Raw genomic sequence first — 20466 nt, forward strand, 5'->3', positions numbered from 1 at the left:
CTTTCGCTATCGAGCTGTCGCCCATGAGGCTACCGGGAGTCGGGGCGGAACCGCGCATCGGATCATGACCCCTGGCCGGGAAACGCCTCAGGCGTCACCGAAAGCCGGGCCGACTCCGCCTCAATGGGGCTGCCCGAGCATGCCCAGCCCCCTCCGCCCCGGCCTGCCGAGGCGGAGCCGCCCGCTCGCGAGCCGACGGCCCGTCACCGAGACGTCGCCGATCGCCGTACGGCGAGGCGGGTCAGAGCCGGTGACGGGCCGGAGGACCAGACGCGGAGGATCACACGCGGACGATCAGACGCGCTGCCAGAGGGCGGGCACGTTCGGCGGCTCCCAGCCGGCCTGGGCAGTGTGCGCCTGCAGGCACTTGTACGTCACGCCGTTGTAGGTGACGAGGGCGCCGACGGCGTAGCTCATGCCGGCCTTCCACGACGTGGCCCCCGTCGGGGTCGGGGTCGGCGTCCTGGTCGGAGTCGGGGAGGGCGTCGGGGTCTTGGTGGGAGTCGGGGTGGGCGTCGGGGTCTTGGTGGGAGTCGGGGTGGGGGTGGGCGTCTTCGTCGGCGTCGGGGAGGGGCTCGGGGCGGGGCCGTCGGCCCACTCGTAGCCGCGCATGTTGCGGAGCAGCAGGTAGGTGTCCTGCAGCGACCCCGAGGTGTCGCCGAGGGAGCGGTAGATGCCCCACTTCGGCCGGACCCGGTCGGCGAGGAAGGTGTCGACACCGGTCTTCTTGGCGTCGACGATCGTGACGCCGCCGCTGCGGATCACCCAGCGGACCGATCCGGCGGTGCCGTCGCCGATCTTGATCTCGTATTCGACGTCGATCCACTTGTTCTGCAGCGGCACGAGGTCGGTCCGCCCGACCAGGACGTCGCCCTCGACGACCTTGTTCTCGATGGTCTGCACGCCGTTGACCCGGCGGAGCGACGTGACCGCGATGGGGGAGCTCCCGGTGCCGGGCTCCTTCATCTGCATGATGTGGGTGAAGCTCGTGGTGGCCTTCAGCGTGCTCGGGATGTACATCGAGTAGGTGACCCGCCAGGTCTCGCCGAGGTTCCACTGGAGATACGACGACGAGCTGGTGCGCATGCCGGTGACCTCGTGACGCTGACGGTCGGTCATGCTGTCCCGGTCGACCATGTGCATGTCGAACCGGTAGTCGTTGCCCGACACCTTGATGTGCGGGGCGCCTGCGGGGTGGGAGTCAGCCCGGTCGTCCTCGACGGTCTCGAAGGCGTTCAGGCCAGTGGTGGACGCCTCCGGCGCCCAGCGGAGCTGCCAGCCCATGACGGCCTGAGCCGCGGGCTGCGGGATTGCGAGGGTCGTCAGGGCGACGGCTGCGACGGAAAGGAGGGCGGTGCGTGGACGTATCACTTGCGGTCACCTCGGGGGGCGAGTGTTTCGAGTGACGCTTATCTTGCTGCATCGCCGAATGTTAGGAAAGGTTCTTAACAATTAATTAATGTTAAGAGCCCGTTCTCGCCCCGGCCGCCGGGGTGACTCGCCCGCGCAACCTCCCGGGGCGGGCCGGCGGTGTCACCGGCCCGCGCGGGAGGTGCGACCAGGAAGCGTCAGGACTCAGCTCGGGACGTGCCACCCGCGTTCGCGCAGGCCGTCCACCAGGACCGTCGCGGCGTCCGGCTGGACGTACAGCTCGGCCGCGCCGAGAGGCAGCCCAGGAGCGTGTTCCAGACGGATGTCCTCGATGTTGACGCCGGTCTCGCCGGCGGCCTGAACGAGCCGGGCCAGCTCGCCCGGACGGTCGCCGATGACGACCTGGACCACCGCGTAGGTGCGGGCCGGGCCGCCGTGCTTGCCGGGGATGCGGTGGGTCCCCCGGACACCGCGTTCGAGCAGCTCGGTGACGCCCGAGACCGCCGTGCCGTCACCCGCGAACGCGCGCAGGGCGCGGGCCGCCGCCGCCAGGTCGGCCACGACGGCCTCCAGCACCTCGGCCACGGGAGCGGCGTTGCCCGACAGGATCCCGGTCCACAGCGCCGGATCTCCCGCCGCGATGCGGGTCACGTCGCGCACGCCCTGGCCGGAGAGTCCCAGGGCCGTGTCCGACGCCTCCGCCAGCCGTGCCGCCACCGCGGCCGCGGTCACGTGCGGCGCGTGCGAGATGACCGCCACGGCGCTGTCGTGCTCCCCCGCGTCGACCCTGACGGCGTTTCCGCCGCACAGCCCGATCAGCTCCAGAACCGCCTCGACGGCCTCGCCGGACGCCTCCGCCGTTGGGCACAGCGCCCATGGACGCCCGAGGAACAGATCGGCCCTCGCCGCCGCCGGTCCCGACCGCTCCCGCCCGGCGAGCGGATGACCCGCGACGTAGGTCGACAGATCACACCCGAGCTGTACGGCCTGGGCCAGCGGAAGCACCTTGACGCTGGCGACGTCGGTGTAGAACCGGGCGACGTCGTTCTTCTGCAGATCGAGCAACTGCTGGGCGACGAACTGCGGAGGAATCGCGATGACCGCCACGTCCACGGTCCGGTCGGACGGCCACTCCTCCCCCGCGCCCAGCTCCCTCGCTAACCGCACGGCCGCCGCGTCCCGGTCGGCCAGGTAGACCCGCACGCCGCGCTGGCGTAGGGCGAGCGCGATCGAGGTGCCGATCAGACCCGTTCCGACAACGACAACACTGCCGATCGTCACGCCCTCGATGGGAGTCATCGTCTCGTCCTATGCCGTATCTTCCGGGAACGGCGGGCGCGCGCCCGCCGTTCCCGCTTGTCCGTGCGACTGTGCTGCCCCTGACCCGCCGCCGGGCCTGTGCGGGCTCTCTACCGGGCTGTCACTGGAGCTGTCACCGGGCTGTCACTGGGCGATGTCCACGCGGAGCGCAACCGCGCCCCGCAGGTACACGTGCTGGATCTCATGACGCGGCCGGTCGATGTCCACGTGAGCCATCAGGCGCACCACGCGCGGCAGCGCGCCGGGCACGTCGATCTCGCTGGCGCACAGCAGCGGAACATCGTGAAACCCCAGCTTGCGCGCCGCCAGCGCGGGAAACTCCGCGGTCAGGTCCGGCGTGGCCGTGAAAATCACGCTGATCACGTCGTCTGTCGTGATCTTGTTGCGCTCCATCACCTCGGTCACCAGCTCGGTCGTCCCGGTGACGATCGAGTCCCGATCGTTGCCGTCGACCTGGATGGCTCCACGGATGGCCCGCACCATGTCGTTCCCCTCTCACCCGATGGGAGGGATGGGCATGCTCCGCCGCCCATCGTTGTGGCCTCTCAGTCATTGTGCCCGGCTTGCGCAGTTTCCTTACCGGAGCGGCAAGGCTACAGGCCGACGGCCGCGTAGAGATCGCCGACTTCCTGAAGCGACAGCGTCCGCACCGTGCCCGGCTTCAGCCGGCCCAGCTTGACCGGGCCGAACTCGATGCGGGCCAAATCGATCACCCGGTGGCCGGACGTCTCCAGCAGCCGCCTGACGATGTGCTTGCGCCCCTCGTGCAGGACGATCTCCACCAGCGCCTGCTGGCCGTGCTCCTGCACGATGTGGAACTCGTCGACCTTGGCCAGGCCGTCCTCCAGCTCGATGCCCTTGCGGAGCACCCGGTGCAGGTCACGCGGCACGGGACCGGGCACCTTGGCCCAGTACTTCTTCCGCACGCCGTAGCTCGGGTGGGTCAGCCGGTGCGCCAGTTCGCCGTCGTTGGTGAACAGCAGCAGGCCCTCGGTCTCGGTGTCCAGACGGCCGACGTGGAAGAGCCGGGGCGCGAGATCCTGGACGAAGTCCTGGAGGCACGGGCGGCCGTCCGGGTCGTCCATCGTGCTGACGACGCCGATCGGCTTGTTGAGCGCGTAGTAGACCAGCTCCGACGACGTCGGGATGCGCTTGCCGTCGACGTGGATGACCTGCTTGGCCGGATCCACGCGCGCACCGAACCGGCGGACCACCTGGCCGTCGACCGTCACCCGGCCGTCGCCGATCAGCTCCTCGCAGGCCCGGCGGCTGGCCACTCCCGCCTGAGCGAGGACCTTCTGCAGCCGCTCGCCGCCCGGCACCTCGGTGGTGTCGCGCTCGTCGGTGTAGTCCGCGTCGTAGAAGTCCGGGTCGCGCAGCGGCTGCCGTGAGCTCTTGAACGGGTTCCCACCGGGATTGCGGTTGGCGACGGGATTACGGTTGCCGACGGGATTGCGGCCGGCTGCGGGGTTGCCGCCGCCACGGCCGCCGGACGACGTGCGGGCCTGGTCGCCGCCACGGGACGCGCCGGCGCCGCCGCGCAGCTCGCGCCGCGAGCTGTCCTTGCCGAACCGGCCGCGGGAACCGCCCCGGTCGTTGCCGCCGCCGATCCGGCCGATCGTCTGCACCTCATCGCGCCGGTCACTCCTGGCGCGCGCTCCCCCGCGCTCGGCGCGGAACCCGGGCCGGTCGCCCGTCGAGGTACGGCGGTCGCCACTCGGCCGATCGTCACGGTCGAACCCGCGCTCGGACCGGTCGTAACCACGGTCGGCCCCACGGGAACGCTCGCCACCCGGCCTGCCGTACCCGCCACGCGAGCCGCCGCCATCCGCGCGGGAGGAGTCCCGGTCGCGGTACGGGGCACCCTCGCGGTCACGGTACGGAGCACTGTCGCGGTCGCGAGGGCCGCCGGGCCTGCCGTACCGGGTGCGTGAATCGCCGGCGCGGCCGTCACGGATGGGAGCACGGTCACCGTCACGGAACCCGCCCCCGCCACGGGCAGCGCCACGGCCGCCGTCACGGAAGGAGCCGCCGTCGCGGGAGGCGCCGCGGTCGCCGAAGGAACCGCGCGAACCACCGTCACGGAACGAGCCGCCGTCGCGGGAGGCGCCACGGTCGCCGAAGGAACCGCGCGAACCACCGTCACGGAACGAGCCGCCGTCGCGGGAGGCGCCACGGTCGCCGAAGGAACCACGTGAACCGCCGTCGCGAGAGGAGCCGCGGTCGTCGCCGCCGCGGCCGTTGAAGCGGTCCCTGTCCCTGTCCCGGTCCCGGTCACGCTCTGGGGCGCGGTCGTCCGGGCCGTACTGAGACCGGTAGTCGGGCCTGGCCCGGTCACCTGAGTCCGAACCCCGGGAACCCCCGCGCCGGTCGTCCCGGGACCCGCCGCGGAACGGGCCGCCAGACCCGCCGCCGGATGTGCCACGGAACCCGCCGCGAGATCCGCCGCCAGATCCGCCGCCGGATCCGCCTCGTGGGCCGCCGCCCTGCTGACCGGTGCTCCGGCTTCGACCGCGTCCATCACCGGACGGGGTGCCACGCCTGCTGTTCACTTCTGCTCCTCTAGGGTTTCCACGTCGTCCGGAAGGAAGGGGGCCAGCTCGGGAAGCTCATCGAGATCCCGCAGCCCCAGCCTTTCCAGGAAGTAACTCGTCGTCCGGTAGAGCACAGCCTGGCTCTCCGGGTCGGTTCCGGCCTCTTCCACGAGGCCTCGGGCGACCAGCGTCCGCATGACGCCGTCGCTGTTCACGCCGCGCACCGCCGCCACGCGGGCCCGGCTGACCGGTTGCCGGTAGGCGACCACGGCCAGGGTCTCCAGCGCCGCCTGCGTGAGCCGGGCCTGCTGGCCGTCCCTGACGAACCGCTCCACCAACTGGGCGCATTCCGCCCGGGTGTAGAAGCGCCAGCCGCCGGCGACCTCCCGAAGGTCGAAACCCCGTCCGGCGGCGGTGTATTCCGCGGAGAGATCACGAATGGCCGTGGCGACCTCGTTGGTGGGGCGCTCCAGGACCTGGGCCAGCGTGATCTCGGCGACCGGCTCGTCCACCACCATCAGGATGGCCTCCAGAGCCGCGCTGAGGCTCGGTCCCGCCTCGGGCGTCTCCCCGGAGCCGTTCAACCCCGCGGACGTCTCGGAGGCGTCCTCAGGGGCCGGCTGGAAGCCGGAGCCCTCGCTGTGTTCCATAACTCCTCGTCGGTCGTGCTGAACGGCGGAGCCGCCGCTCGGTCACCGCCCGGGTCACCCGCCGGGCTGGTCGGCGGGCGCTCCGGCGGCCTTCTCCCCCGCGCCGCGGCCCCCGTTCCGGGCCTCGTCCCCGCCCGCGTCCCTGACGCTCTCGTCGTAGTCGTCGCCGACGGCTACGTCACCGTCCACGGCGCCCGTCCACGTCACGTACAGGTCCCCGAGTGGCTCCAGCTGCTCGAACGAGACGGCGGCCTCCCTGAACAGCTCCAGGACGGCCAGGAAGCGGGCGACGATCTCGAAGGTGCCCGCGCAGTCGGCGGTGAGCGTCCGGAAGGTGGCCTTCTGGAGCCGCCTCAGCCGTTGGACAAGGATAGCGGCCTGTTCGCGCACACTGGCGAGCGGTTGGTAGATGTGGGTCACGGAGACGGACGGCGGGACCTTCGGCGTGAAGGCCCTGGCGGCGATCTTCGCGAGCTGCTCGGGGCCGATGCCGAGCACCAGTTCGGGCAGCAGGTCGGCGAACCGCTTCTCCATCGGCACGGACCTGGGGAAGCGCAGCGCCTCCTCCGCTATCCGGCCGGAGAAGACCTTGGCGGCCTCCTTGTAGGCGCGGTACTGCAGGAGCCGCGCGAAGAGCAGGTCGCGGGCTTCGAGCAGCGCGAGGTCCTCCTCGTCCTCGACCTCTCCGGTGGGCAGCAGCCTGGCCGCCTTGAGATCGAGGAGGGTCGCCGCGACCAGCAGGAAGTGGCTCGTCTGGTCGAGGTCCCATTCGGGGCCCCGGGAGCGGATGTACGCGATGAACTCGTCGGTGACCTTGTGCAGGGAGACCTCGGTGATGTCCAGCTTGTGCTTGGAGATCAAGCCGAGCAGCAGGTCGAACGGTCCCTCGAAGTTGTCCAGGTGCACCTGGAAGCCACCCGTGGGCCTGCTGTCCTGCCCAGTCTCCTTGCCGGTCTCCTGCTGGGTCACGCCTCCCATTGTCCCTCACTCCCGGCCGGCGAGAGCAGGCGACAGCAAGCGATCAAATTCGCGAGGGCCACCTGACGAGGAGCTCCCGGGCGAGCTCGCGGTAGGCGGTGGCGCCCATCGAGCCGGGGTCGAACTGGGTGATCGGCTCGCCGGCGAGGGTGGCGTCGGGGAACCGTACCGTCCGGTTGATGACGGTGTGGAAGACCTTGTCGCCGAAGCCCTGCATGATCGTCTGGAGGACCTCGCGGGCGTGCAGCGTCCGTGGGTCGTACATGGTCGCGAGCAGGCCGTCGATCTCCAGGTTCTTGTTCAGGCGCTCCTGGACCTTGCCGATCGACTCCATCAGCAGCGCCACGCCGCGCAGGGCGAAGAACTCGCACTCCAGTGGGATCATCACGCTGTGCGCGCAGGTCAGCGCGTTGACGGTGAGCAGCCCCAGCGAGGGCTGGCAGTCGATCAGGCAGATGTCGTAATGGGGCAGTAGGGGCTCCAGCACCCGCTGCAGCGCGTACTCCCGCGCGACCTCGTTGACGAGCCTGATCTCCGCGCCGGACAGGAAGATGTTGCTCGGGAGCAGGTCCATGCCCTCGACGGTGGTGTTGAGCAGCACGTCCTCAACGGTGACGTCCGGCTCCTCCATGAGGAGGTCGTAGACGGTCGACTCGAGCGGCCGGGGGTCGATGCCGAGCCCGACGGACAGCGCGCCCTGCGGGTCGAAGTCCACCAGCAGCACCCGCTGCCCCACCTCGGCCAGCGCGGCGCCCAGGTTGATCGTGGTGGTCGTCTTGCCGACGCCGCCCTTCTGATTGACCATCGCGACGATCCGCGCCGGTCCGTGCTTCTCCGGCGGCGTGGGCTCCGGGAACACCGGGCGGGGACGGCCGGTCGGCCCGATCGCACCGCCGGGGGTCCCCGCGGTCCACGTCGCATCTGTGGTCGCAGTCACCTGTTGAACCTCCCTGACGGCCCCGAACCTGATCGAATTTAAAGGGTTGGCACGTATGCGGCAAGGCGCCGCGCCCAAGGCCGCGATATCGGCGCCCCCTGGAAGTGCCTTCAGCGCAGGGCCCGCGGATGGGCGGCCGCGTAGACCTCGCGGAGCTTGTCGACCGTCACCAGGGTGTAAACCTGGGTCGTGGTCACCGAGGCGTGGCCGAGCAACTCCTGCACAACCCTAACGTCGGCGCCACCGTCCAGGAGGTGCGTTGCGAACGAATGCCGCAACATATGCGGAGAAACACCGGAAAGGCCCGCCCGTTCCGCCGCCGCCTGGAGCACCTCCCAGGCGCCCTGACGGGTCAGCCTGCCGCCCCTCGCGTTGAGGAACAGCGCGGGAGTCCCCCGGCCGTGAGCGGCGATCTGGGGCCTCGCCCGCACCATGTACGCGTCGAGGGCCTGCCGGGCGAACCGGCCGAGCGGGACGATCCTCGACCTGCCGCCCTTGCCCCGCAGCCGCACCTGGTCGTGATCCTCGTCGTCCCCGGACGGCACGTCGTCCACGGCCAGCCCCACGGCCTCGGAGATCCGGGCGCCCGTGCCGTACAGGACCTCGAGGAGCGCGCGGTTGCGGAGGGTCAGCGGCGCGTCCTCGGGGCCGGACGCGGCGATGAGGCGCTCGACCTCGGCCACGGCGATCGCCTTGGGGAGCCTGCGGAGCTGGCGCGGCGGGCGGACCTCGTGGGCGGGGTCATGCCCGGAGACGCCCTCGCGGAGGGCGAACCGGTGCAGGCCGCGCACGGCGGAGACCGCCCGGGCCGCCGAGCTGGCCACCAGCGCCGGATGCTCGTCGTCGCCCTCCCGGAGCGAGGTCAGGAAGGCGACGACGTCGGATTCCGCGATCTGGGCGAAGGTGTCGAGCCCGCGCGCCGCGAGGTGGTCGATATATCGGCGCAGGTCACGGCGGTAGGACGCGAGCGTGTTGGCAGCCAGCCCCCGCTCCACCGCCAGATGGGCGAGGTAGCTGGACAGCACCGCCTCGGGCTCGGTCAGGATGTCTCCCTACGGTCTCATGCCTCCGGCGCGTCGGCGGGTCGGAGGCCCTTGAAACCGTCGGCGGAAGCGGCGTATGCGGCGAGAATACCGGCGACGGCCGGAGAATTGTGGATCATTCCCGACAGCGCCTTGTCGACCGCCGCCGCCAGGGGGATCCACATCACCGGCATGTCGATCTCCTCGTGCTGGCGGACGAACACGTTCTCCTCGTCGGGGATCGGTTCGAGGTCCCGCGCGAGGAAGATCCGGATGCGCTCATCGCTCATGCCGGGCGAGGTGTAGATGTCAGCCAGCGTGTGCCAGGTGTGCGCCCGGTACGCGGCCTCCTCCGCCAGTTCCCTGGCCGCGCAGTCCACCAGGGGCTCGCCCGGCACGTCGCGGATGCCGGCCGGGAGCTCCCAGAGCAGGCGCCGCACGGGATGCCGGTACTGGCGGATCAGCAGCACGCGGTCGTCGTCGTCGAGGGCCAGGACCGCCACCGAGCCGGGATGGACGACGTAGTCGCGGTCGGCCACCACGCCGCCCGGCATCTTCACCGTGTCGGTCCGCACGGAGATCACCCGCCCGGCGAACCGCTCCGCCGAGCCGGTGACCTCCCAGGACTCCGCCAGGTCTTCGATGTTCACTTGGTACGGCCTGCCTTCGCGACGTTCTCACGGGTGTCGGCGAACACCAGGGCGGCCTGCACGAGCCCCTTGAACAGCGGGTGCGCCCGGGTGGGGCGGGACCGGAACTCGGGGTGCGCCTGGGTGCCGATGAAGAAGGGATGCTGCTCGGCGGCCAGCTCGGCGTACTCCACCAGCCGGCCGTCGGGCGACAGCCCGGAGAACACCATACCGATCTTCTCCAGCCGCTCGCGGAAGGAGTTGTTCACCTCGTAGCGGTGGCGGTGCCGCTCCTCCACCTTGGCCTTGCCGTACAGCTGACGGGCGAGGGTACCGTCGGCGAGCTTGGCCGGGTACAGCCCGAGGCGCATGGTGCCGCCCATGTCACGGTCGCCGGAGACGACGTCCTCCTGGTCGGCCATCGTGGAGATCACCGGGTCGGCGGTGCCGGGGTCGAACTCGGTGCTGTCCGCGTCCGCGATCCCGGCGAGGTTGCGGGCGGCCTCGATGACCATGCACTGCATACCCAGGCAGATGCCCAGCAGCGGCACCTTCTCCTCGCGGGCGTGCCGTACCGCGCCGACCTTGCCCTCGATGCCGCGGACGCCGAAGCCGCCGGGGATGAGCACGCCGTCGGCGCCGTCCAGCTCGCGGGCGGCGCCCTCGGGGGTCTCGCAGTCGTCGCTCTTGACCCAGCGGATGTTGACCCGGGTGTCGTTGGCGAAGCCGCCGGCGCGGAGCGCCTCGGTGACCGACAGGTACGCGTCGGGCAGGTCGATGTACTTGCCGACCAGCGCGATCGTGACCTCCTTGGCCGGCCGGTGCACGCGCCGCAGGACCTCGTCCCACTCCTTCCAGTCCACGTCGCGGAACGGCAGGCCGAGCCTTCTGACGACGTACGCGTCGAGCCCTTCGGAGTGCAGGACCTTGGGGATGTCGTAGATCGAGGCCGCGTCGACCGCGGACACGACGGCGTCCTCGTCCACGTCGCACATCAGGCTGATCTTGCGCTTGAGTGAGGTGGTGATGGGCCGGTCGGACCGGCAGACGATGGCGTCGGGCTGGATGCCGATGCTGCGCAGGGCGGCCACGGAGTGCTGGGTCGGCTTGGTCTTCAGCTCCCCGCTCGGGCCGATGTACGGCAGGAGCGAGACATGGAGGAAGAAGACGTTGTCGCGGCCCACCTCGTGGCGGACCTGCCGTACGGCCTCGAGGAACGGCAGCGACTCGATGTCGCCCACGGTGCCGCCCACCTCGGTGATCACCACGTCGACGTCGGGGCCGGCCATCCCCCGGATGCGGTCCTTGATCTCGTTGGTGATGTGCGGGATCACCTGCACGGTGTCGCCCAGGTACTCGCCCCGGCGCTCCTTGGCGATCACGTTCGAGTAGACCTGGCCGGTCGTGACGTTGGCCGAGCCGTGCAGCTCGGTGTCCAGGAACCGCTCGTAGTGGCCCACGTCCAGGTCGGTCTCGGCCCCGTCGTCGGTGACGAACACCTCGCCGTGCTGGAACGGGTTCATCGTCCCGGGGTCCACGTTGAGGTAGGGGTCGAGCTTCTGCATCGTGACCCGCAGGCCACGCAGCTTCAGGAGGCGCCCGAGGCTGGAGGCGGTGAGCCCCTTGCCCAGACTGGAGGCGACGCCACCGGTGACGAACAGATGCTTGGTCAGTGTTTGCTTGCTCTGGGTGGCGCTGCGCAAGAAAGGCTCCCGTGGTTCGATCCTCGGCCGCCCAAGTTGGCGACCCCCAATGCCCACGGGCTCTCAGAATATCAAACGCTTTGCATGAATGGGCTCGCTACGTGCATGAACCCGCCATGGCGACGTATGCGACCAACCGGTAACTTGTCCCGCTATGTCGATTGTGAAGCGTGCCGTCGGCCGGATGGTCCACCGCGGATGGGCCTACCTGCGGGAGGCGGCCACCCTCAGCCCCGGCTCCACCGGCGGGTATCGGTTCCGCCGCCTCGGCGAAGGGGCCTGCGTCTCCTTCCCCGTCGGCGCGATCTTCGGCGAGGCCTGGATCGAGATCGGCGACCACACGCTCATCGGGGAGCGCGTCTCGATCTCGGCCGGGATGGGCCCCGGCGTGGACCTCGGACCCGACTCCATCGTCCGGATCGGCAAGGGCTGCTCGATCGGCAGGGGCAGCCACATCGTCGGGCACCAGTCGATCGACATCGGCGACGACGTGTTCACCGGGCCGTACGTCTACGTCACCGACCAGAACCACGTCTACGACGACCCCGAGACGCCCATCGGGCGCCAGTGGCCGCGCAACAACCCCGTCGTGATCGGCTCGGGATCGTGGCTCGGCACCGGGGCGATCATCCTGCCCGGCACGCGCATCGGCCGGCAGTCCGTGGTCGCGGGCGGCGCCGTCGTGCGCGGCGAGTTCCCCGACCACTCGGTGATCGCGGGCATCCCGGCCAAGGTGGTCCGCCGGCACTCGGCCGAGCTCGGCTGGCACGCTCCAGGCGTGGTCCGGCTCTCGTCCGCGTGAGCTGAAATTCCCCATTTCGCCCCGACGACCTGGGGTGATGCGGACCCCCCTCCCCCATGGGAGCCCGGCACAAGGTCGGGTATGCCGGCAGCGGGGGTGGCGGTGGTACATTCACGGCAAACGTGACGATCGCTAACACGGGCACGACCGCCATCAGCGGGTGGACCCTGCGGTTCGCCTTCACGGGTGACCCGAATGGTCATCCAGCCGGACTGGCCGGCGACCTGGACCCAGGCGGGGGTCCAGGTGGGCACCGCCAACCTGAGCTGGAACCAGGCCATCAACCCGGGACAGTCGACGCAGGCCGGCTCCATCACCACCTTCGGCGGCGTCGACGCCCCGCCGTCGTCGTTCACGTTGAGCTCCGCACGTGCGCCTGACCGCCAATCTCAGAGATGAGGTATCTCGTGCGCCGAATCACCCCCCTCGCCTGGCTGGGCCTCGTCGCGGCCTTACTGGCCGCGCTCGTGGTGGGAGCCGTGACCGCCCCCGCCATGGGGGCCGCGCTCGCGACCCCGGCCCCGTCGCCGTCCCCGTCGGGCTCCCCCGGCCCGCAGCCCCTCCAGCCGGTCTGGAACCCGAACTGCCCTCCCCCTCCGCTTCCGGCCGGAGGCCAGGGCTACGCACCGCTGTGCTGGTTCGCCCCGTCCGGCTTCCCCGCGACGGGCTACGACGTCTACGTGCTCCAAGCGGCCGGTTTCACCAAGGTCGCGTCCACTACGTACACCTCGGCCATACTCGGCGGCTTCACCTTCGGCCGGACCTACACGTTCTACGTGATCGCCAAGGACGCGTCCGGAAACCTCAGCCGCCCCTCCCTGCCGCGCAACGTCATCGCGGTGTCGGGCGTGGCGCCGACGCCGACGCCCACCCCGACGGGTGACACGACACCCCCGAGCACCCCGACGGGCCTGCGGGACAACTGCGTCGCCGACTTCCCGGGGACGGCCTTCTGCTGGACCCCCTCCACCGACAACGTCGGCGTGACCGGCTACCTCGTGTTCCGCCAGACCGCGACCGGCTATGTCAAGGCGGGCACGTCGAGCCACCCCGGCTTCATGGAGGGCGGTCTGGTCACCGGGCAGCGCTACTTGTACTTCGTGGTGGCCGTGGACGCCGCGGGCAACCTCAGCCCGGCCTCCGATCTGGTCTCCGTGCTGGCCCGTGAGGGCCTGCCCATCCCGACCCCGTCGTGCAAGGTCGCGTACACGCAGTCGGTCTGGGAGACCGGCATGTCGGTGACCGTGACCATCACGAACACGGACACAAAGCCGATCAACGGCTGGAAGCTCGCCTTCACCTTCCCCAACGCCGGCGAACGCCTGACCCCGCCCGGCTGGTCGGCCGTCTGGACGCAGACCGGCTCGACGGTGACCGCGACCAACATCGGCTGGAACCAGACCCTCAGCCCGGGGCAGTCCACGCAGATCGGCTTCAGCGGCACCCACACCGGATCGGCCGCCAAGCCGGCCGCGTTCACTCTGAACGGAGCCGCCTGCGCGGTCGCCTAATGGGTAGGTTGAGCCCATGTTCGCTGCGCTGACAGGACTGGGTCTGTCGACGGCGGCCGGGCTCAACGCCTACATCCCGCTGATGGTCGTCGGCCTGCTCGCCAACTTCACCGACGCCGTACGGCTCCCGCACGGCTACGAGTGGCTGTCCAACGGCTGGGTCCTGGCGATCGTCGGGGTGCTGCTGGTGGCGGAGTTCGTGCTGGACAAGGTCCCCGTGGTCGACCACGTCAACGACATCATCCAGACGGCTGTACGGCCCGCGTCGGGCGGCGTGGTCTTCAGCGCCACCGCGGCGGCGGCACAGCTGGACCACTCCACCTGGATGGCCGAGCACCCGGCGGTGGGCTGGATCCTCGGCATCGTCAGCGCCCTGGTCGTCCACCTGCTCAAAGCGGGCGCCCGGCCGGTCGTCAACGCCACGACGGCCGGCACGGGCGCCCCCGTCGTCAGCACCATCGAAGACGCCGGCTCCCTCGGCCTCTCCCTGGTCGCGATCTTCCTTCCGCTCCTGGTCGTCGTCGCCGTGGCCCTGCTGGCGTACATCCTCTGGCGCCTCACCCGCCGGGCCCGCCGCTTCCGCGCCGCCCGCCGCGCCCGCACGACCACCCCGCCCGTCTGAAGCCGTCGCGGCCAACTACGGTGCGTGGCAATATGGTGATGTCGAGTGACCCGCAGGGTGAGGAGGACACGGATGACCACAGCGCTCCCCGAGTGGTTCTATCCCGGACCGCCAGGTGGGTGGACCGCCGACATGCTCGATCATCTTCCCCCCGACGCGCCCCGGCACGTCGAATTGATCGATGGGTCCCTCATCATGATGTCCCCGCAGACCGCCTTCCATATGCTCATGCTGCGACGCCTCGAACGCGAGCTCGCGCCACCTCCGGATTTGCTGGTCGTCCGCGAGATGACCGTGACCTTGGGACTACGGCAGCGTCCTGAGCCTGACATCCTCGTGGTGAAGAGCGCTGCGCTGAGGAGTCTCAAAACGACGTCGTTCAAACCCGACGACGTGCACCTCGTCGTCGAGGTCACATCTCCAGAATCTCTGGACCGCGACCGAGTCACCAAGCCCATCAAATACTCCGACGCCGGAATCAGGCACCTCTGGCGCATCGAGCAGGAGGACGAGAGCGCTGTCGTCTACACCTTCGAGTTGGAGCCGAGTGTGAAGGCCTACGTCCCGACGGGAATCCACCGGAAGCGGCTTCAGACCGACGTCGGGTTCGAGGTGGACATCGACCTGGACCTGGGGCAATTCACAGGTTGACCGTTCGTTAGCGGGGTCGGTGTCACCCACGAGGGCGCCGACGAGCGAGATCCAGTCCTCCTCAGTGGCGCCCTTCTTCGCGTGCGCTCCCATCCGCTGGGCCTCCTCCGTCGTCGGGAGGAACCCGACGAGCAAGGCGGGCAGCAGCATCCGGCGGGCGAGCAACTCGGGCGCCGATATGCCGTACGGCCGGCGGACGACGGCCACGTTGACGCGGATCGCGTGTTCGTTGCCCGGAGGGACGCCCGGGCGGTCGGTCTCGACGGCGGAGAAGCGGAAGCCGTGGGCGAGGTCGCACCGCGCGCAGCCGGCAGGCCCCCTACCGAGCCGGTTTCCGCAGCCCTCGCAGGTGAGCCTGTCCAGCGCGGCGTCCACCACGCGCCAGTCGTGCCTGTCGGGCTCCTCGGCGATCATCGCGGCGATGCCACGTTCATCGTCAGGTTCTACAGCGCCGAACTCGCCGGCGACGAGCTCCCGCCAGCCCTCCTCGACGATGTCGTCCACGAGGTCCCGGCAACGGGCGCAGTCAGGGGCCCCGCCATACTCCCAGGCGCCGCAGGCGGGACACCGCCTCAGCCTCCCGCCCACCACCGGTCGCATGGCACCTCCGTAGACCCGCGGATCCCGCCCGAACGGCCGTCATGGAGCGCCCGGCACCAGATCCCCGCCGGAACCGCCCGCCGGACGGACAGCCGCAGGCTAACCCGCGTTCCGCGACGCGGGCCACCGGTTTCCCGGCGGGCCGGGCCGTACGGAACGGGTCACTTGACGCCCGCCTCGCGCATGTCGCGGACCTCGCGCTTGAGCTCCTTGATCTCGTCGCGCAGCCGGGCGGCCACCTCGAACTGGAGGTCGGCGGCCGCCGCGTGCATCTGCTCGGTGAGCGACTCAACCAGTGACTCCAGCTGGGCCCGGGGCATCTCCCCGGCGATGGACTTGGCGTGCTGCCCCACCGTCCGGGAGGCGAGGCCGGGGACGGGCGCCTTGCCGCGCGACTGCTGACGCCCTCCGCCGCCGATGAGCTGGGCGGTGTCCTCGTCCTCCCGGGCGAGGCTGTCGAGGATGTCGGCGATCTTCTTGCGGAGCGGCTGCGGGTCGATGCCGTTGGCCTGGTTGTAGGCGACCTGCTTGGCGCGGCGCCGGTTCGTCTCGTCGATCGCCCGCTCCATGCTGGGGGTGATCTTGTCGGCGTACATGTGCACCTGGCCGGAGACGTTTCGCGCGGCGCGGCCGATGGTCTGGATCAGCGACGTCTCCGACCGGAGGAAGCCCTCCTTGTCGGCGTCGAGGATCGACACCAGCGACACCTCGGGCAGGTCGAGGCCCTCACGGAGCAGGTTGATGCCGACGAGCACGTCGAACTCGCCCATCCGCAGCTCGCGCAGCAGCTCGATCCGGCGGAGGGTGTCGACCTCGCTGTGCAGGTAGCGGACCCGGATGCCGTTCTCCAGCAGGTAGTCGGTCAGGTCCTCCGACATCTTCTTGGTCAGCGTCGTGACCAGGACCCGCTCGTCCCTCTCCGTGCGGGCCCTGATCTCCTCCATGAGGTCGTCGATCTGCCCCTTGGTGGGCTTGACGACGACCTCCGGGTCGATCAGGCCGGTCGGGCGGATGACCTGCTCGACCACCTCGCCCTTGCCGCGGCCCAGCTCGTACGGCCCGGGGGTGGCCGACAGGTAGACGGTCTGCCCGATCCGCTCCAGGAACTCCTCCCACTTCAGCGGGCGGTTGTCCATCGCGGACGGCAGGCGGAAGCCGTGCTCGACCAGCGTCCGCTTACGCGAGGCGTCGCCCTCGTACATGGCGCCGATCTGCGGCACCGTCTGGTGCGACTCGTCAAGCACGAGCAGGAAGTCCTCGGGGAAGAAGTCGAGCAGCGTGTGCGGCGCGGTGCCGGGATCGCGGCCGTCGATGTGGCGCGAGTAGTTCTCGATGCCGGCACAGGTGCCGATCTGGCGCATCATCTCGATGTCGTAGGTGGTGCGCATGCGCAGCCGCTGCGCCTCCAGCAGCTTGCCCTGCCGCTCCAGGCCGGCGAGGCGGTCCACCAGCTCGGCCTCGATGCCGGTGATCGCCCGCTCCATCCGCTCCGGTCCCGCGACGTAGTGGGAGGCCGGGAAGATGTGGAGCTCCTCGTCCTCGCTGATGACCTCGCCGGTCAGCGGGTGGAGGGTGGCGAGCTTCTCGATCTCGTCGCCGAACATCTCGATCCGGACGGCGAGCTCCTGGTACACCGGGATGACCTCGATCGTGTCCCCCCGCACCCGGAACGTGCCGCGGGTGAAGGCCAGATCGTTGCGGGCGTACTGCATGTCGACGAGCCTGCGCAGGAGCTGGTCGCGCTCGACCTCCTGGCCGACCTTGAGGCCGACCATCCGGTCCACGTACTCCTGCGGGGTGCCCAGGCCGTAGATGCACGAGACGGAGGCGACCACGACCACGTCGCGCCGGGACACCAGCGACCACGTGGCCGAGTGGCGCAGCCGCTCGACCTCCTCGTTGATCGAGGAGTCCTTCTCGATGTAGGTGTCGCTCTGCGGGACGTACGCCTCGGGCTGGTAGTAGTCGTAGTACGACACGAAATACTCGACCGCGTTGTTGGGAAGCATCTCGCGCAACTCGTTGGCGAACTGGGCGGCGAGCGTCTTGTTCGGCTGCATGACCAGCGTGGGCCGCTGAAGCCGCTCGATCAGCCACGCCACGGTCGCCGTCTTGCCGGTGCCCGTCGCGCCCAGCAGGACGTTGTCCTTCTCCCCCGCCCTGACGCGGCGCTCCAGCTCCTCGATCGCCGCGGGCTGGTCGCCGGAAGGGGTCATCTCGGTGACGACCTCGAAGGGCGCCACCTTGCGCTGCAGGTCCGTTACCGGTCTCATCGGTCGCTCACCACTCCTCGTTCCTCTGCATAACCTACGCGCGCCCACCGACAATTCCGGTGCGACCGTCGCACGCGAGAGGGCCGTCCCGCGCGGAAGCCGGACGACATCAGCGGTCTTGGCCCGGTCATGACGCTCTCGTTACCATGCGAGGGGGCGACACGGACGGATGCGGGGCCGACCTATGGCGGGGTTCAAGCAGGCCGTCGGGCGTTCCCTGACGTGGGCGGCCAAGAACGTCGACGGGGCGATCGCGCTCGTCCTGGCCGTCGTCGTGGGCGGGCTCGGTGTCCTGCCCGATTCCGTGATCCCCGACAAGGGGAACTGGAAGTCCCAGCTTGTCAGCGGCACGACCCTGGTCATTCTGGCGCTCGTCGCCACCGCGCTCCTGCGCGACCGGGTCCGGCAGGAGCCCGTCGAGGACGCGATCAACGCGACCTCGGGACTCCTCGCGGAGCTGCCCGGGCGGCTGCGCCGCCTCGACGAGCTGGAGAGCCTGGTGGCCGGCACCAGGAGGGCCCTGGAGGACATGTCTATCGTCCGGGTCCTGGGCAGCCGGCATGAGATCACCCAGGCTCACGCCGACACGCGGCGCGGCACCGACCGGTAAATCTTCAAGGGCGGCACGGGCACCTACATCCGGGCGGTGACCCTCCCGGAGTGCGTCGCGGCGGCCAGGCGGGAGAAGCGGCACCTCACGATGCGACTGGAGATCATCGACCCGTCCTACGCGAGGCGTACGCCCACTATCGCCGGTCGCTGTCCGACCGCCCCGACGGCAGGGGCGAGCTGTGGACGACCGAGCGCGCCCGCAAGGAGTCGTTCGCGACCGTCCTTGCCACGTTCTGGTACCGGCAGCGGTACGGCCTGCTGGACATCGGGGTGGGCCTGTCGGCCACGATGACGACGTTCCGGTGGGACCTGTCCAGTCACGCGGTGATCATCACGGTGGAGGACCCCAACCGCGCCCTGACGGCCCTAAGCGGGACGTTCTACTACGAGAGCTGCGGGCGCCGCTGCTGTGCTGGGCGATGCTCGCGCGCGGCGACATCGACGGGATGATCGGCTACCGCGCGGAGGGGCTCGACCTGCCCGCCGGGGCCCTGATCGCGCGGGAGGCCGGCGTGGAGATCCGCCGGCTCGACGGCGGTCTTTTCGAGGCGTCCGGCGACGGCCCGCCAGAGGACCGCAGCTTCGTCGCCGCGCCGCCCGCCCTGATCGGCGGCCTGATCGACCTGGTCGCCGAGGCCCGCCGCCTGGCCCCCGCCCTGCCGCTCTGCTGACCGGCTCCCGAACCCCCCGCTGATCACCCGCCGAGGCCCGGCGCCTGGCCTCCGGCCGCGATGCCGTCGAGGACCCGTTCCAGCCCCTTCGGTGGAGGCCGCCTTCCTGTTAGCCTTCGCGAGCTACAGCTACCCGTACTCGCCGGACCCGCCGTACCACCTCGATCTGGCCGCCCACGGCGTCGTCCGATGCCTGCCGGACGGGTCGTGGCGGCCCAAAGGAGGCGTTCCACTCGTACGGCGCCTGGGGCGCGGGGTCAGCTCGTTAGCAGCAGGGCGCCGACCGTGGCGGTGAGGCCGACCGCGGCGAGCCCCGCGCCGGTGGCCATGAACTTCCCGAGCGGGACCGGGACGTCGCGGCGGCGGCACCACTCAAACCACAGCAGGGTGGCGAGCGAGCCCCACGGGGTGACAACCGGGCCCAGATTGGTGCCGATGAGCAGCGACAGCAGCTGGGTGTGGTTGGCCACCGGAATGACCTGCTCTCCCGCGACGTAGGCGGGCAGGTTGTTCACCAGGTTGGACAGCCCCGCCCCGGCGGCGGCCGCCCGGTAGGGCCCGTCGCCGTCGCCGTCGGTCCCGATGATCGCGCTCATCACGTCGGCCAGGCCGAACCTGCTGAGCGTCGGCACCACGAGGAACAGGCCCGTGACGAAGACCAGGAGCCGCCAGGGGATGAGGCTCCAGACGAGCTTCGAGCGGTCCCGCCAGGCGAACGCGGCGACCACGGCGACCGCCGCGACCAGGGCCGCCACCTCGATCCGCAGCCCGGCCAGGATCGCGCCGATGAAGAGCACGCAGGCCGTGCCGGCGACCGTGAAAAGCAGCGGGTCGTCCACCGCCGGAGCGGGCGGCGGCACGTAGCGGTCCTCGCCCCGCTCCCCGCGCCGCCAGAAGAAGACCCACAGGAAGGCCATCGTGACCGCGACGGCGACCAGCTCGGGCGCCCACATCCGGGCGGCGAACTGCCGTGCGCCGAGCGCCACCCGGTTCATCGCGAGGAGGTTGGTGAGGTTGGAGACCGGCAGGAGCAGGCTGGCAGTGTTCGCCAGCCACACCGTGGTCATCGCCAGCGGCAGCGGCGCGATCTTGGCCCGGGGGGCGAGGGCCAGCATGACAGGGGTGAGCAGCACAGCCGTCGTGTCCAGGTTCAGAAATATCGTGACCAGCGACGCGAAAGCCGTACACAGCAAGAAAAGGGCTGGATAGCTGCCGCGGCCGACGATGGCGATCCGGGTCGCGATGACGTCGAAGACCTGGGCTTCCTTGGTCAGCTCCGCGAGGACGATCACCGCGCCGAGGAACAGCAGCAGGGGCGCGATGCGGTCGACGCTCTCCCTGGCGGTCGCCGCGGGCAGCAGCCCGGTGGCCACGAACACCAGGCCGGCGGCCAGCAGGCCGATCCGGATCCAGTCGAGAACGCTCAGCCGCCGCAGCCCACCCGCCACGAGCACACCCTACACAGAGGTGATCGAAGCACTCCAAACCCTCGGCCACAGCGGCAATACTGGCCTCATGACTCAACCGACCTCGGCGACCTCGGCGACGTGGCCGGTCGCATGAGCGGACGCGCGGATGCG

Annotated in this window: 20 protein-coding genes and 1 pseudogene; 9 read left to right on the top strand and 12 right to left on the bottom strand. The window is 70.4% G+C overall.

Annotation, left to right across the window (positions count from 1 at the left end):
• Positions 1–294 precede the first annotated feature (294 nt).
• The 10 genes from ABH927_RS05365 to ABH927_RS05410 form a co-directional block, all read right to left on the bottom strand.
• Positions 295–1371, bottom strand: a complete 1077-nt coding sequence (locus tag ABH927_RS05365; RefSeq protein ID WP_370018595.1) for a carbohydrate-binding protein — start codon at positions 1369–1371, stop codon at positions 295–297.
• Between the two features lie 204 nt (positions 1372–1575).
• Entirely contained in the window at positions 1576–2670 is a 1095-nt protein-coding gene (locus ABH927_RS05370) for a prephenate dehydrogenase (RefSeq protein ID WP_370018597.1), read from the bottom strand.
• Between the two features lie 144 nt (positions 2671–2814).
• A complete protein-coding gene (aroH, locus tag ABH927_RS05375) occupies positions 2815–3174 on the bottom strand; it encodes a chorismate mutase (protein WP_370018599.1) in 360 nt (119 codons plus the stop codon).
• A gap of 110 nt (positions 3175–3284) precedes the next feature.
• Positions 3285–5243, bottom strand: coding sequence for a pseudouridine synthase (locus ABH927_RS05380; RefSeq protein WP_370018601.1), 1959 nt, complete (start codon positions 5241–5243; stop codon positions 3285–3287).
• Complete coding sequence (scpB, locus tag ABH927_RS05385) at positions 5240–5875, bottom strand: SMC-Scp complex subunit ScpB (protein ID WP_370018602.1); 636 nt, start codon at positions 5873–5875, stop codon at positions 5240–5242. The genes ABH927_RS05380 and scpB overlap by 4 nt, the downstream gene beginning before the upstream one ends.
• 54 nt (positions 5876–5929) lie before the next feature.
• Complete coding sequence (locus ABH927_RS05390; protein WP_370018604.1) at positions 5930–6853, bottom strand: ScpA family protein; 924 nt, start codon at positions 6851–6853, stop codon at positions 5930–5932.
• Between the two features lie 43 nt (positions 6854–6896).
• Positions 6897–7790: a ParA family protein gene (locus ABH927_RS05395; RefSeq protein ID WP_370018605.1), complete on the bottom strand. Its 894-nt coding sequence runs from the start codon at positions 7788–7790 to the stop codon at positions 6897–6899.
• A 110-nt stretch (positions 7791–7900) separates the two neighbouring features.
• Positions 7901–8815 carry a site-specific tyrosine recombinase XerD gene (locus ABH927_RS05400; protein ID WP_370018607.1) on the bottom strand — a complete coding sequence of 305 codons (915 nt, stop codon included), beginning with the start codon at positions 8813–8815 and terminating at the stop codon, positions 7901–7903.
• Positions 8816–8850: 35 nt separating this feature from the next.
• Positions 8851–9462, bottom strand: a complete 612-nt coding sequence (locus ABH927_RS05405) for an NUDIX domain-containing protein (protein ID WP_370018609.1) — start codon at positions 9460–9462, stop codon at positions 8851–8853.
• Positions 9459–11144, bottom strand: coding sequence for a CTP synthase (locus ABH927_RS05410; RefSeq protein WP_370018611.1), 1686 nt, complete (start codon positions 11142–11144; stop codon positions 9459–9461). The genes ABH927_RS05405 and ABH927_RS05410 overlap by 4 nt, the downstream gene beginning before the upstream one ends.
• A gap of 154 nt (positions 11145–11298) precedes the next feature.
• On the opposite strand from ABH927_RS05410, the gene ABH927_RS05415 reads away from it, so the two are divergent.
• From ABH927_RS05415 to ABH927_RS05440, 6 genes and pseudogenes are all read left to right on the top strand, one after another.
• Positions 11299–11946: a DapH/DapD/GlmU-related protein gene (locus ABH927_RS05415; RefSeq protein ID WP_370018612.1), complete on the top strand. Its 648-nt coding sequence runs from the start codon at positions 11299–11301 to the stop codon at positions 11944–11946.
• A 56-nt stretch (positions 11947–12002) separates the two neighbouring features.
• Positions 12003–12119: pseudogene (locus tag ABH927_RS05420) on the top strand (cellulose-binding protein); the annotation flags it as partial.
• A 22-nt stretch (positions 12120–12141) separates the two neighbouring features.
• Positions 12142–12345: a cellulose binding domain-containing protein gene (locus ABH927_RS05425; RefSeq protein WP_370019039.1), complete on the top strand. Its 204-nt coding sequence runs from the start codon at positions 12142–12144 to the stop codon at positions 12343–12345.
• An 8-nt stretch (positions 12346–12353) separates the two neighbouring features.
• A complete protein-coding gene (locus ABH927_RS05430) occupies positions 12354–13457 on the top strand; it encodes a cellulose binding domain-containing protein (RefSeq protein ID WP_370018614.1) in 1104 nt (367 codons plus the stop codon).
• 16 nt (positions 13458–13473) lie between these two features.
• The gene (locus tag ABH927_RS05435; RefSeq protein WP_370018616.1) at positions 13474–14079 is read left to right on the top strand and encodes a DUF4126 domain-containing protein; all 606 of its coding nucleotides are present in this window, start codon (positions 13474–13476) and stop codon (positions 14077–14079) included.
• Between the two features lie 198 nt (positions 14080–14277).
• The gene (locus ABH927_RS05440) at positions 14278–14730 is read left to right on the top strand and encodes a Uma2 family endonuclease (protein WP_370019041.1); all 453 of its coding nucleotides are present in this window, start codon (positions 14278–14280) and stop codon (positions 14728–14730) included.
• A 761-nt stretch (positions 14731–15491) separates the two neighbouring features.
• Here ABH927_RS05440 and uvrB read toward each other — a convergent pair.
• Entirely contained in the window at positions 15492–17603 is a 2112-nt protein-coding gene (gene uvrB, locus ABH927_RS05445; protein ID WP_370018618.1) for an excinuclease ABC subunit UvrB, read from the bottom strand.
• Positions 17604–17787: 184 nt separating this feature from the next.
• Here uvrB and ABH927_RS05450 point away from each other — a divergent pair, with 184 nt between their 5' ends.
• From ABH927_RS05450 to ABH927_RS05460, 3 genes are read left to right on the top strand one after another with little or no spacing between them, the layout of a single operon-like run.
• Positions 17788–18213, top strand: a complete 426-nt coding sequence (locus ABH927_RS05450) for a hypothetical protein (protein WP_370018620.1) — start codon at positions 17788–17790, stop codon at positions 18211–18213.
• A 50-nt stretch (positions 18214–18263) separates the two neighbouring features.
• On the top strand, positions 18264–18665 hold the full coding sequence (locus ABH927_RS05455) for a hypothetical protein (RefSeq protein ID WP_370018622.1): 402 nt from the start codon (positions 18264–18266) through the stop codon (positions 18663–18665).
• Positions 18635–18886, top strand: a complete 252-nt coding sequence (locus ABH927_RS05460) for a hypothetical protein (protein WP_370018623.1) — start codon at positions 18635–18637, stop codon at positions 18884–18886. The genes ABH927_RS05455 and ABH927_RS05460 overlap by 31 nt, the downstream gene beginning before the upstream one ends.
• Before the next feature lie 257 nt (positions 18887–19143).
• Here ABH927_RS05460 and ABH927_RS05465 read toward each other — a convergent pair whose 3' ends face one another.
• Entirely contained in the window at positions 19144–20334 is a 1191-nt protein-coding gene (locus tag ABH927_RS05465) for an SLC13 family permease (protein WP_370018625.1), read from the bottom strand.
• Positions 20335–20466 lie beyond the last annotated feature (132 nt).

It is taken from the genome of Planotetraspora sp. GP83 (genome assembly GCF_041262585.1).
Lineage (GTDB): Bacteria > Actinomycetota > Actinomycetes > Streptosporangiales > Streptosporangiaceae > JAOEGB01.